Annotated in this window: 11 protein-coding genes; 6 read left to right on the top strand and 5 right to left on the bottom strand. The window is 70.7% G+C overall.

Going from position 1 to position 12,836, the window contains the following annotated elements:
• Positions 1–67 precede the first annotated feature (67 nt).
• A complete protein-coding gene (locus IF29_RS0131415; RefSeq protein ID WP_030261936.1) occupies positions 68–2,179 on the bottom strand; it encodes a beta-galactosidase in 2,112 nt (703 codons plus the stop codon).
• Between the two features lie 61 nt (positions 2,180–2,240).
• A complete protein-coding gene (locus tag IF29_RS0131420) occupies positions 2,241–3,665 on the bottom strand; it encodes a GH1 family beta-glucosidase (protein ID WP_030261939.1) in 1,425 nt (474 codons plus the stop codon).
• Between the two features lie 374 nt (positions 3,666–4,039).
• Between IF29_RS0131420 and IF29_RS0131425 the strand changes: the two genes are divergently transcribed.
• From IF29_RS0131425 to IF29_RS0131450, 6 genes are all read left to right on the top strand, one after another.
• Positions 4,040–5,044: a LacI family DNA-binding transcriptional regulator gene (locus IF29_RS0131425; RefSeq protein ID WP_030261941.1), complete on the top strand. Its 1,005-nt coding sequence runs from the start codon at positions 4,040–4,042 to the stop codon at positions 5,042–5,044.
• Between the two features lie 172 nt (positions 5,045–5,216).
• Positions 5,217–6,899: an ABC transporter substrate-binding protein gene (locus tag IF29_RS0131430; RefSeq protein ID WP_030261944.1), complete on the top strand. Its 1,683-nt coding sequence runs from the start codon at positions 5,217–5,219 to the stop codon at positions 6,897–6,899.
• 114 nt (positions 6,900–7,013) lie between these two features.
• Positions 7,014–8,237 (top strand): ABC transporter ATP-binding protein, encoded by a 1,224-nt coding sequence (locus IF29_RS49100; protein ID WP_030261946.1) that lies wholly within the window; start codon positions 7,014–7,016, stop codon positions 8,235–8,237.
• Complete coding sequence (locus IF29_RS0131440; protein ID WP_030261949.1) at positions 8,234–9,214, top strand: ABC transporter permease; 981 nt, start codon at positions 8,234–8,236, stop codon at positions 9,212–9,214. Before IF29_RS49100 ends, IF29_RS0131440 begins: the two co-directional genes overlap by 4 nt.
• A gap of 3 nt (positions 9,215–9,217) precedes the next feature.
• Positions 9,218–10,291, top strand: a complete 1,074-nt coding sequence (locus IF29_RS0131445) for an ABC transporter permease (protein WP_030261952.1) — start codon at positions 9,218–9,220, stop codon at positions 10,289–10,291.
• Entirely contained in the window at positions 10,288–11,316 is a 1,029-nt protein-coding gene (locus IF29_RS0131450) for an ABC transporter ATP-binding protein (protein WP_232242683.1), read from the top strand. The genes IF29_RS0131445 and IF29_RS0131450 overlap by 4 nt, the downstream gene beginning before the upstream one ends.
• Positions 11,317–11,432: 116 nt before the next feature.
• On the opposite strand, the gene IF29_RS0131455 is transcribed toward IF29_RS0131450, so the two are convergent.
• From IF29_RS0131455 to IF29_RS0131465, 3 genes are all read right to left on the bottom strand, one after another.
• On the bottom strand, positions 11,433–11,669 hold the full coding sequence (locus IF29_RS0131455; RefSeq protein ID WP_157624021.1) for a hypothetical protein: 237 nt from the start codon (positions 11,667–11,669) through the stop codon (positions 11,433–11,435).
• Between the two features lie 176 nt (positions 11,670–11,845).
• A complete protein-coding gene (locus IF29_RS0131460; protein ID WP_063757660.1) occupies positions 11,846–12,526 on the bottom strand; it encodes a DedA family protein in 681 nt (226 codons plus the stop codon).
• On the bottom strand, positions 12,523–12,735 hold the full coding sequence (locus IF29_RS0131465) for a hypothetical protein (RefSeq protein WP_157624022.1): 213 nt from the start codon (positions 12,733–12,735) through the stop codon (positions 12,523–12,525). The genes IF29_RS0131460 and IF29_RS0131465 overlap by 4 nt, the downstream gene beginning before the upstream one ends.
• Between the last annotated feature and the right edge of the window lie 101 nt (positions 12,736–12,836).

Genomic DNA, 12,836 nt, shown 5'->3' on the forward strand with positions numbered 1-12,836 from the left:
GCGGGAAGTTGCACCTACCTAGGGGCGCGAGGAACTGCGCGCCCAGCCCGGCACAGGCCGCAGATGCCTAGTGGGTCAGCACCCGCAGCCTCCCGCCCACCCGGGCGAGATCGGCCGGAACCTGCCCGACCACCTTCTCCCCGTCCACCGCGACCATCGGGACGACCGCCGAGGACAGGAACGAGTTCAGCCCGGTGAGCAGGAAGTCGCCCAGCCCCCCCGAGACGATCCGCAGCACCGCCGCCCCGCCCTTGGCGCCCTGGACGGTCACCTCCGCGGTCCGGCCCCCGCCCAGCGGCAGCGAGACCGTGACCGGGCCCTCGTTGTCGCTCTGGATGAGGACGGTGAGGTAGCCGGTGTCGGCGGCCCCGGCCACGGTGCGCCAGTAGGCGTCGGCGCTGCCGGTCACCACCTGCGGGCCGTCGAACAGCTCGCTCCCGGCCGCAGCCGCGGCCGCGGCGCGGCCCGGGGCGGCCAGCGCCTGCGCCAGCACCGTGCACGGCCGCAGCAGCTCGTCCAGCTGCGGCACCTCGCCGCCCAGCAGGTCGACCCGGTGGCCGGCCGCCAGGTGCCCGGCCAGCAACTCCTGCACCCGGCGGTGCATGAACGCGCCGCCGTGCAGCACCAGGTGCGGATGGGCGGCCAGCGAGTCCGGGTCGGCCGACTCCAGGTCGACGATCCGGTAGTCCCGGCCCTCGGTGCGCATCCGCTCGTGGAAGGCCCGCAGCGGGCGTCCGCAGGCGGCGCCGCCCAGCGCCTCGGACGGCTGCTCCTCGGGCGTCCAGGCGGCCACCGCGGCGTACGGCGCGTACAGCGCCCAGCTGGGGCCGGTCACCTGACCCGCCGACAGGAACTCGGCGCCGTGCGCGTCGAAGAAGTCCGCCAGCATCCGGACCGTGCCGGCCTTGTCGGTGGGACGGCCCTCGGCGTCGATCGGCGGGCAGTCCGGGTAGGGCGGGGCGTGCATGATGTCCATGTCCTCGCCCCAGCCCGAAGTGGCCACCCCGGTGTACACGTTGATGCCGGTGGCACCGGCCGCCAGCGCCAGCACGCTCTGGTGGAAGCTGGTGGCCCCGGCCGCGTACGCACGGTCGTAGAGTTCCGAGAAGCCCCAGTTCTCCTCCATGTTGGGGCCCGGGGCGCGCTTGGCCGCCAGCACGTAGCGGGCGTGCGAGTCGTGGTCGGTGGAGACCACGCCCATCCAGTTGGTGAAGCCGTAGTTGATGCCGTTCCAGCGCTCCGGACGGACCCGGGACAGCCAGCTGTCGAAGGAGTACACGTGCTCGGCCGGCGGGTTGACGTTGACCAGCACCGGCACGTCCGGGCCCAGCGCCTCGGTCCAGCCGTGGTAGGCCGCGGCCAGCAGCTCGGCGTGGTAGCGGCCCCAGTCGGCCCGGGCCAGCTGCTCCTGCACCGACGAGGCGGTGCGCCGCTCGCGCGGCGGCTCGACCTGGCCCCAGTCGGTCAGGCCGGTGCCGTGCGCCTGGTTGTAGGCGTCCAGGCTGCCGTAGTGCTCGCTCAGCCCGGTGCGGAAGAAGGCCAGTCCCGAGGCGCTGTAGTCGTAGGCCCACAGCGGCAGCGAACCGTCCGTGAACAGGCCCTCGTTGGCTATCTGCACCAGCACGACCGGACCCTCGGGGGTGGTCGTGGTCTGCAGCACCTCCTTGCCCACGGCCCGCATCCAGTCGCCCACCCGGGCGGTGAAGTGCGCGCCGAGCGGGGCGGGCAGCGGCCAGCGCTCGACCTTGCCGTCGGCGCCGAGCCGGGACCCGGGCCACAGGCCGGGGTTGCCCTCGGCGTCCAGGATCGGCTCGACCTCGGGGTTGTGCGCCGGGCAGATCCAGTCCGGCAGCCCGCCGTAGTTGGTCTCGGCGTGGATGAACGGGCCGGGCTTGACGATCACGCTCAGGCCCAGCTCCGCGCAGATCCGCAGGTAGCCCAGCACGTCCCGGTCCGGGCGGGTGGAGCCGTTGAAGTCCGGCAGCACATCGGGTTCGGGCTGGTGGTGCCGCCAGGGGATGTAGCTGGTGACGATCCGGATCCCGGTCTCGTCACGAAGGGTTCGCAGCCGATCCCGCCACACCGACGGGTTGTCCCGGTAGTACGGATAGTCGGCAGTGGCGAGCAGGCCGGGGGCGCCGTCGGTGTGGAGCACGCCGTCTCGGAGCTCGATGCGCACAGGGGGTCCTCTCGGGGCGGGAAGTCGTGGTCGGTCGTTCTGCTGGACTGCTGATGGGCCGTCAGCCCTGGCGGCTGCGGCGGATGTTGTCGCGGAACCAGCGGCCGCTCTGCTTGACGGTGCGCTTCTGCGTCTCGTAGTCCACGTGGACGATGCCGAAGCGCTTGTCGTAGCCGTAGCTCCACTCGAAGTTGTCCAGCAGCGACCAGGCGAAGTAGCCGCGGACGTCGGTGCCGGCGTCGCGGGCCGCGGCCACCGCCTCGATGTGCTCGGCGAAGTACGCGGTGCGGTCGGCGTCCTCGACCTCGCCGTCCTGGTCCGGCGCGTCGTCGAAGGCGGCGCCGTTCTCGGTGACGTAGAGCGGGATGCCGGGGTAGTCGGCGCCGAGCCTGGTCAGCATGCCGGTCAGGCCGAACGGGGTGATCTCCCAGTCCATGGCGGTGACCGGGTAGCCCTGCGGCACCAGCCGGGTCAGCGCCACCCCGTCGGCCGTGGCCTCGACGCCCGAGTCGTCCTCGGCGGTGCCCGAGAAGTAGTGGCTGGTGTAGTAGTTGACGCCGAGGAAGTCCAGCGGCTGGGCGATCACCGAGAGGTCGCCGTGCTGCACCGGCAGGTGCACTCCGCGCGCCGACAGCTCGTCGACCACGTCGGTCGGGTAACTGCCGAGCACCAGCGGGTCGGTGTAGATCCGGGTGCCGAAGCCGTCGGCGCGGCGCGCCGCGGCGCGGTCGGCGTCGCTGTCGGTGGCCGGCAGGGCGTGGGTGGTGTTCAGCGTGATGCCGACCTGGATCGGCTCCGGCGCGGCCTCCCGCAGCCGCTGGGTGGCCAGTCCGTGGCCGAGCAGCAGGTGGTGCACGGCGGCCATGGAGTCGCCGAAGTCCTGCCGGCCGGGGGCGTGCCGACCGGTGTCGTAGCCCAGGACGGCGGAGCACCAGGGCTCGTTGAGCGTGGTCCACCAGCGCACCCGGTCGCCCAGCCGGTTCATCGCGATCTCGGCGAAGTCGGCGAAGCGGTAGGCGGTGTCCCGGGCCGGCCAGCCGCCGGCGTCCTCCAGCTCCTGCGGCAGGTCCCAGTGGTAGAGCGTGACCCAGGGCAGCACCCCGCGCTCCAGCAGCCGGTCGACCAGGCGGTCGTAGAAGGCGATGCCGCGCTGGTTGACGGCGCCCCGGCCGCCCGGCTGGATCCGCGGCCAGGACAGCGAGAAGCGGTACGAGTCCACGCCGAGGCCGGCGATCAGGTCCACGTCCTCGGGCATCCGGTGGTAGTGGTCGCAGGCCACGTCACCGTTGTCGCCGGCGTGCACGGCTCCGGGCACCCGGCTGAAGGTGTCCCAGATGGAGGCGGTCCTGCCGTCCTCGAAGGCGGCGCCCTCGATCTGGTAGGCGGAGGTGGCGACGCCCCACAGGAAGTCCACGGGGAAGCGGGAGCCCGCGTCGGAGCGCGGCTCGGGCGCGGACGCGGACGAGCGGTCGAGGCTGGTCGTCATGGTTCTCCAGTTCGGGCCGGGATGGCGTACTGCGGCAGGACACTGCGGGAGAGCGCTCTCTCGCATATGGGGAGTGTTGCGCCCAGCCTCCGTGACCGTCAAGAGCCCTGCTGGAAGACCTGCTTGTCCGCGACTTGTCTCCGAGAGGTGAAGCCAGGTCACATCCGTGCAACACCGTTGACTTCGAGTCTTGACAGCAACCACGCCCGGGGGCAAGCTCCGGGCAAGCGGAGAGCGCTCTCTCTGCTCGGTCGGCGAGTTAACTCTTTGTTGCCGGAACGTGATTGACGTGACGCAGATTACCCTGCTTGACTCCCCGACGAAACCGGTTACGGAACCGGTTCCCCACCGATCAATGACGAACGGAGGCGGACGTGCCGATCACCATCGCCGACGTGGCCAAGCACGCCGGGGTCAGCAAGACCACGGTCTCGCGGGTCCTCAACGGCAAGGGTGAGCTCAACGCGGCCACAGCCGCCCGGGTGCGCCAGGTGATCGCCGAGCTCGGCTACGTCCCCAGCGCCGGCGCGGTCGGTCTGGCCCGTGGCCGGACCCAGATCGTCGGCATGCTGGTCCCCTCGCTGACCTGGCCGTGGATCGGCCAGGTGCTCCAGGGCGTGGTCGACGTCGTCGAGGCGGAGGGCTTCGGACTGCTGCTGTTCACCTGCAACCGCGGTGAGGAGTCGCTGCGCCGCTTCGCCCAGCAGGTCTCGGCGAAATCCTTCGACGGACTCCTGGTGATAGAACCCGAGGGCACCCTCGACTACATCACCGAACTCCACCAAGCAGGCCTCCCGGTCGTCCTGATCGACGACCGCGGCCACCAGCCGATCTTCCCCTCGGTCGCCACCACCGACCGCTCCGGGGGCGCCTCGGCCGCCCGTCACCTGCTGGAACTCGGCAGGCGGCGCCCGGTCGTGGTCACCGGACCCGAGAGCTTCGGGTGCGTCCAGGACCGGCTGGCCGGATTCGCCGACGAGTACGCGGAGGCGGGCCACCCCCTGCCACCGGAGCACGTGCTGCTCGGCGACTTCACCTTCGAGCAGGGCCGCAGCGCGGTGGGCCGGCTGCTCGCCTCGGGCGCCTCCTTCGACGCGGTGTTCGCCCAGAACGACCTCTCCGCCTCCGGCGCGCTGCTGGCCCTGCGCGAGGCCGGGCTGCGGATCCCGGAGGACGTGGCCGTCGTCGGCTTCGACGACGTGCCGCTGGCCGCCTACAGCGAGCCGGCGCTGACCACCGTGCACCAACCGCTGCGCGAGATGGGCGACGCCGCCGCCCGGATGCTGCTCGCGCACTTCAAGGGCACCCCGCTGCCGACCGCCGCGGAGGTCCTCCCCACCCACCTGGTCGTCCGCGACTCCACCCGGTCCCGGACCTGATCGCAGCGCCTGTCGGCCGCTGCACCACGAGCCGCACCACCCGAGAACCGAACCGCAGTACCGACACCGCAGTAACGCAGTCGCACCACCCCCTTGAACAGGCAGGACCGCCCACGGTGCCCTGCCGCAGTGAGCCACACCCTCAATCCGACACCTTCCGAAGTGGGGATCAATGCGCGTCAACCGCACCGCCACCGCACTCTTCGCCGGCGGCCTGGCGATAACCTGCCTCGCCGCGTGCAGCAGCAGCAACCCGGGGACCAAGAGCAACAACGGCTCCTCCAGCGGCGCCACCGTCCTGAAGATCGGCATGCCCGATGCGACGCTGACCGCCAACAACAACCCCTACCTCAACTCCTCCGCGGCAGCGGCCCTCGGCTACCGCTTCATGATCTACGAGCCCATGGCGATGCCCAACGACGCCAACCCCGCCGCCGCGGCCAAGCCGTGGCTCGCCACCAAGTGGGACTGGACCAACAACTACAAGACCGTCACCTTCACGCTGCGTAGCGGTGTGACGTTCTCCGACGGCTCCCCGATGACCGCCGACGACGTGGCCTACTCCTTCCAGATCCTGAAGGACAAGCCGGCGCTGAACTTCAACGCGCTCGACATCGCCAGCACCAGTGCCAGCGGCAGCACGGTCACCGTCAACTTCAACACCTCCCAGTTCGTCACCCAGGCCAAGGTGCTGAAGACCTTCGTCATCCAGAAGAAGCAGTGGTCCGCGATGTCGGACCCGACCACGGACGTGGTATCCAACCCGATCGGCACCGGCCCCTACACGCTGAAGTCGATCAACACCCAGAACGCCATCCTGGACGCCCGGGCCAGCGGCTACTGGCAGACCGCGCCGAAGGTCAAGGAGCTGCAGTACACCTCGTACTCCGGCAACGACACCATGACCACCGCGCTCACCAGCGGTGCGGCCGAGTGGTCCTACGTCTTCATCCCCAACGCCAAGACCATCTACGCGGCCAAGGACCCGGCCCACAACCACCTGTACTTCCCGCCGAACCTGAGCGCGGACGGCCTGTGGATCAACACCACCGTCAAGCCGTTCGACAACCCGGCGCTGCGCGGTGCGATGGCCATGGTCATCAACCGCGAGGACATCTTCAACCAGGGCGAGTCGGGCTACTTCAAGCCGCTGGTGAACAGCGTCACCGGGCTGCCCACCCCGGCCGGCAACTCCTTCATCGCCCCGCAGTACCAGGGCAAGACCGCCACCGTGGACGTGGCCGGCGCCAAGGCCAAGCTCACCGCCGCCGGCTTCAAGTACAACGGCAGCAACCTGGTCGACCCGAGCGGCAAGCCGGTCTCGATCACCCTGACCGACCCGGCCGGCTGGTCCGACTACCAGACCGACCTCAGCATCATCGCCGACAACTTCTCCAAGATCGGCATCAAGACCACCATCGACAAGGCCGACGAGAACGCCTGGACCAAGGCGATCGGCGCCGGCAACTTCCAGGCCGCGATGCACTGGACGAACGGTGGCTCCACGCCGTACGACTTCTACGAGAACATCATGGACGGCGCCAACCTCAAGCCGATCGGCACCGACAGCCCCAACGGCAACTACGGCCGCTTCAACAGCCCGCAGGCCACCCAGGCGCTGAAGGACTACGCCAACGCCTCCGACGACGCCTCCCGCGCCAAGGCTCTCAGCACCATCGAGGACATCATGGTGCAGCAGACCCCGATGATCCCGACCTCGGCCGGCAACGTGGGAGCCGAGTACTCCACCAAGAACTGGAGCGGCTGGCCGGACGACTCCAACGAGTACGCGGGCGGGCAGCCGACCATCCCCAACGCGCTGCAGGTCGTCCTCTCGCTGACCCCGGCCAAGTAGCACGCCCCACGGCAACACCCGCACCACCGCACAGATCGCCCTCCCGCGCTCCGGTCCCGCCCCGTCTCCCCACGGGGCGGGACCGGGGGCACCGACCCACGAATGGATACCGGGATGACGCTGACTCACACGTCAGATCAGCCACCGGCGCCGCCGGACAACGACACCGTCCTCGAGGCCGACGGGCTCACCAAGCACTTCGCGGTGCGCAGAGTGGGACGCCAGGCCATGACCCGCGCTCCACGGGTGGTCCACGCCGTCGACGACGTCACCCTGACGCTCCGCCGGGGACGGGTCACCGCCCTGGTCGGCGAGTCCGGATCCGGTAAGTCCACCGTGGCGCGGCTGCTCGCGCAGCTCTACCCGCGCACCGGCGGCGACATCCGGCTGCACGGCACGTCGGTGACGGTACGCGGGGGCAGGCGCTTCCGGGCGTACAACCGCAAGGTCCAGATGATCTTCCAGGACCCGTTCGCCTCGCTCAACCCGGTCCACACCATCCGCTACCACCTCAGCCGGGCGCTGCGGATCCACGGCCACGGCGGCAACGGAGCGGCGGAGCTGCAGCAGGCGCTGGAGGAGCTGCTGGAGCGGGTCCAGCTCACCCCGGCCACCCGCTACCTGGACAAGTTCCCGCACGAGCTGTCCGGCGGCCAGCGCCAGCGCGTCGCGATCGCCCGAGCCCTCGCGGCCGATCCCGAAGCGCTGCTCGCCGACGAGCCGGTGTCCATGCTGGACGTCTCCATCCGGCTCGGCGTGCTCAACCTGCTCCGGGACCTCAAGGAGCGGCTGCACCTGGCCATCCTCTACATCACCCACGACATCGCCTCGGCCCGCTACTTCGCGGACGACACCCTGGTGATGTACGCGGGGCGGATGGTGGAGGGCGGCGACAGCGAGACCGTCACCCAGAACCCGGCGCACCCCTACACCCAGCTGCTGATCAGCTCGGCGCCCGACCCGGACCGCATCGTCGGCGAGGGCACCCCGGACGACACCGTGGACGCGTCGGGCGGCGAGCCGCCCAGCCTGATCGACCCGCCGGCCGGCTGCCGCTTCAACCCGCGCTGCCCGCACGCCATGGACATCTGCCGCACCGAGCTGCCGCCGCGGCTGCCGGTGGACGGCAACCCGGACCACTGGGCCTCCTGCTGGCTCTTCGACGCCGAGCACGGCCCCGCCAAGGCGGAGTCCGCGGCGAAGGCGGAAACCCCTGCGGAAACCCCCTCGGAGGTGTCCGAGTACTCCAACTTCCCGGGGAGCGACCCCCCGGACCCCCACGAAACCCGCTCGGGGTCGGAGTCCGACCAGGGATCAGCTGAGGGCGGCGCCCGATGAAGTACTTCCTGCAGCGGCTGGCGTTCTACCTCTTCACCGCCTGGGCCGCGATCACCATCAACTTCTTCATCCCCCGGCTGATACCCGGCGACCCGGTGATGGCCCTGATCAACAAGAACCGGGGCCAGATCGACTCGCACGCGATCGCCTCGCTCTACATCCTGTTCGGGCTGAACAAGCACCAGAGCCTGTGGGACCAGTACACCGCCTACCTGGCCAAGCTGGCCCACGGCGACCTGGGCATCTCCTTCTCCAACTTCCCCACCCCGGTCTCCACCATCCTGGCCAACGCGCTGCCGTGGACCATCTGCCTGGCCGGCGCGGCGACCATCATCAGCTTCGCGCTCGGCACCTTCCTGGGCGTGCTGTCCGGCTGGCTGCGCGGCTCCCGGCTGGACTTCGTGCTGCCGGTCACCACCTTCATCTCCTCGATCCCGGCGTTCTGGCTGGGTCTGCTGACGGTGGCCACCGTCATCGCGGTGGGCAGCACCTTCCCGGTCTCCGGCGGATACGACCCCGGGCTGATCCCGCACGCCGACACCACCTTCATCGGCAGCGCCATCGAGCACAGCTGGCTGCCGCTGGGGATGCTGGTGATCACCACCATGAGCGGCTGGATCCTCAGCATGCGCAACATGATGGTCACCGTGGGCTCCGAGGACTACATCACCGTCGCCCAGGCTAAGGGCCTGTCCGACCGCCGGGTGATGTTCAGCTACGCGGCCCGCAACGCGCTGCTCCCCAACGTCTCCGGGTTCTCGCTGGCGATCGGTCAGATCCTGGGCTCCACCGTGCTGGTGGAGATCGTCTTCAACTACCCGGGCATCGGCTACGAGATGCTCCAGGCCGTCGGCTCCACCGACTACCCGCTGATGCAGGGCGTGTTCCTGTGCATCACGCTGGCCGTCCTGGTGGCCAACCTGCTGGCGGACATCGCCTACCTGATCCTCGACCCGCGCACCCGCAAGGAGGGCTGAGCGATGGCCACCGCCGCGTCCAACACCGCCCTGACCTCGGGTGGTTCGGTAACCCCGCACGATCCGGAGGCGACCGCGCCGGACTCCACCCGGTCCAGGCGCCGCCATCTGCGCTTCCTGTCCAGCCCCAAGGCCGCCGTCGGCGCCGGACTGCTGCTGTTCTTCACGATCCTGGCGATCGTCGGCCCCTACATCACCCCCTACGACCCCAGCGCGCGCAGCAACGACCTGCTGCAGGCGCCGTCCTGGCACCACTGGTTCGGCACCACCCACCTCGGCCAGGACATCTTCAGCCAGGTCGTCGACGGCACCCGCAGCGTGATGTACGTCGGCTTCCTGGCCGGCCTGGTCGCCAGCGCGCTGGCGGTGCTGATCGGGGTGACCTCCGGCTACCTGGGCGGCTTCGCCTCGGACCTGCTGTCCGCGCTGACCAACGTGTTCCTGGTGATCCCGGCGCTGCTGCTGATCATCATCATCACCTCCAGCCTGCCCACCGGCGGCGAGACCGTGGTCGGCCTGGTCATCGGCTTCACCTCGTGGGCCTGGGGCGCCCGGGTGCTGCGGGCGCAGACGCTGTCGCTGCGGCGGCGCGACTTCATCGAGGCGGCCCGCGCCACCGGCGAGTCGACCTGGCGCATCATCGCCTTCGAACTGCTGCCCAACCTCAGCGCGGTGATCATCTCCGGTTTCATCGGCACCATGATCTACGCGGTGATGAGCGAGATCATCCTGGCCTTCATCGGCGTCCCCGGCCTGGCCGACTGGAACTGGGGCACCGTCCTCTACTGGGCGCAGAGCCAGCAGGCGCTGGCCCAGGGCGCCTGGTGGTGGTTCGTCCCGGCCGGGCTCGCCATCGCGATCCTGGGTACCTCGCTGTCGCTGGTGAACTTCGGCATCGACGAGTTCGTCAACCCGCGGCTGCGGAACAACGGCGAGCGCGGGGCCAAGGGCGCCGACGGCCGCCCGGTGCGGATGCGGGTCGGCTTCACGCCGGTCGTCATCCCGATCCCGGACGAGCCCGAAGCCGGCACCGGCGTGATCGGATCCACCAGCACGAGTGAGGATGTCGCCCAGTGAGCAGCAAGGTGTCCGGCAAGGAGCCGGTCCTGGAGATCCAGAACCTGTGCGTCGACTACGGCCTCGGCAAGGAGTCGGTCCAGGCGGTCCGCGACGTCAGCCTGACGCTGCACCGCGGCGAGGTGCTCGGCCTGGCCGGTGAGAGCGGCAGCGGCAAGTCCACCCTCGCCTACGGCCTGACCCGGCTGCTGCCCCCGCCCGGGGTGATCACCGGCGGCAAGGTGATCTACCACCAGCCCGGCGGCGACCCGGTGGACGTGCTGCGGCTGAGCGACGCCGGCCTGCGGCAGTTCCGCTGGGCCGAGACCTCGATCGTCTTCCAGGGCGCGATGAACTCGCTCAACCCGGTGCACACCGTGGCCTCGCAGCTGATGGACGTCATCGCGGCGCACGAGCCGAAGATGAGCAAGTCGGCACGGCTGGCCCGGGCCAAGGAACTGCTGAAGCTGGTGGGCATCTCCCCCGACCGGCTCGGCAGCTACCCGCACCAGCTCTCCGGCGGCATGCGCCAGCGGGTGATGATCGGCATGGCCCTGGCACTGGAGCCGCAGGTCGTCATCATGGACGAACCGACCACCGCGCTCGACGTGGTGATGCAGCGTCAGATCCTGCGCCAGCTGGTCGACCTGCGCGAGCGGCTGGGCTTCTCGGTGCTGTTCATCACCCACGACCTGTCGCTGCTGGTCGAGTTCTCGGACCGGATCGCCATCATGTACGGCGGCCGGATCGTGGAGGAGGCCCCGGCGGCCAAGCTCTACAAGGACCCGCTGCACCCCTACAGCCACGGCCTGCTCAACGCCTTCCCGCCGCTGCGCGGGGAGCGGCGCGAGCTCAGCGGCATCCCCGGCTCCCCGCCGGACCTGCGCTCGATGCCCACCGGCTGCGCCTTCCACCCGCGCTGCCCCAAGGCCTTCGACCCGTGCCGCACCGATCTGCCGCTGCTCGCCGCTCCGGCGGACCGGACCGAGGAGGACCGCACCGGCGGCGAACGCACGGTCGCCTGCTGGCTGCACCCCGGGGCCTGAGGGCCCCGCACCAGCCCGACCCGGCCGACGGCTCTTGAGGGGGAGCCGCCGACCGGGTCGTCCCCTTTTCCCGGCCAGCTCCCGTGGGTCAGTTCGAGCAGGTCAGCTCCCGCGGGTCAGCCGCTCGACACGTCGCAGGCATCGGCAGCCGGCACGGGTACGTGCACGGCCACGGGTACCGCCACCGGCCGCCGGCTGGGGAACTCGGTCAGTGCGTGCTGCGCATGGGCCTTGCCGTGCTGCGCCGGTACCGAGCGGGGGTCGGGCGGTCCGTCGGCCCGGGCGGCGTGCACGGGCCAGAACGCCAGCAGGGCGGCGAGGGCCAGGGAACCGATCACGCGAGCAAGGCTCACGGTCTACCTCCAGAGGTGCCGGTACGGGGGGCCGGATGGGTTCCGGGGCTGCACCCGCACGTGGCGAAGGTAGGGGAACCGATTCTCCGGGCCTCCTGGACACACTCAACGACGCATCAATTTGTCGACAGATGGGCGAATAGGCATTCATTGTCACTAATTGCACCCGTACGGCGTCACTCCGCAGGATGACCGGCCAGCGAGGGTTCGAGCTCCCGGGCGGGGACGGTCTGCCGCGGAATCGCCAGGGGCTCGGCAACCCGCGCACGCGCCCTGCGCCGCAGCACCAGTACGGTCGCCAGCACCAGGACCGCAGCAGCCGCTCCGAGCAGCGGTCCCAGCGAGGTCAGTCGGCTGTACGAGGCGCCGACCTCGTACCCCGTCACCGACTCGGCCGAGGCCCAGACCACCGCGGCGACCAGGCTGTACGGCGCGATCCTGCGGTACCCCAGTCCGGCCGCGCCGGCCAGGTGCGGCGCCAGGGTCCGTACCACCGGCATGAACCGGCAGACCAGGACCGCCGCTCCCCCGCGTCGGGCCAGCAGCCGGTAGGTGCGGGTCAGCATCGCCGCGGGCACCCGCCGCCCGATCCGGCCGGTGCCCAGCCGGGGCCCCAGCGCCCGTCCGGTGCGCTGCGCCAGCAGGTCCCCCAGCAGCACCGCGGCCACCGCGGTGGCGATCACCAGCGGCAGCTGCACCGTTCCGCTCCGGGCCAGGAAGCCCGCGATCAGCAGCGTGGTCAGGCTCGGCGCGAAGGCGCTCAGCAGCAGCACCGACTCGGCCAGCACCACGGCCGCCACCGCCCCGTACACCGCCGGCGGCGGCAGTTGCAGCAGCACCTGCTGGACCCAGCTCATCGCGGGGCTCCTCCGGACACCGGTGGCACCCGGGCCGGCCGCCGCCGACCCGGGGGCCCCGGGCGCAGCGCCGACTTCCAGGCCGTCCGCAGCGCCACCAGTCCGCCCTGCGCCGCCTCGACGAGGAACAGCCACCCGTCCGCGTCCCGCTGGGCCAGTACCCGACGGTCGATGATCGCCTGCTCGCTCGTACGCTCCATGGATCCCATGGATCCAAGCTAGGAGCAGGCGGCGCTCAGGTGATCCGCCCTGAGGACCCGGCCTACCCCTAGGAATCTCGGGGTCCCCCCGTACGGCGTCCTACCACCCG

The sequence above is a fragment of the Streptacidiphilus jeojiense genome, assembly GCF_000719095.1.
Lineage (GTDB): Bacteria > Actinomycetota > Actinomycetes > Streptomycetales > Streptomycetaceae > Streptacidiphilus > Streptacidiphilus jeojiensis.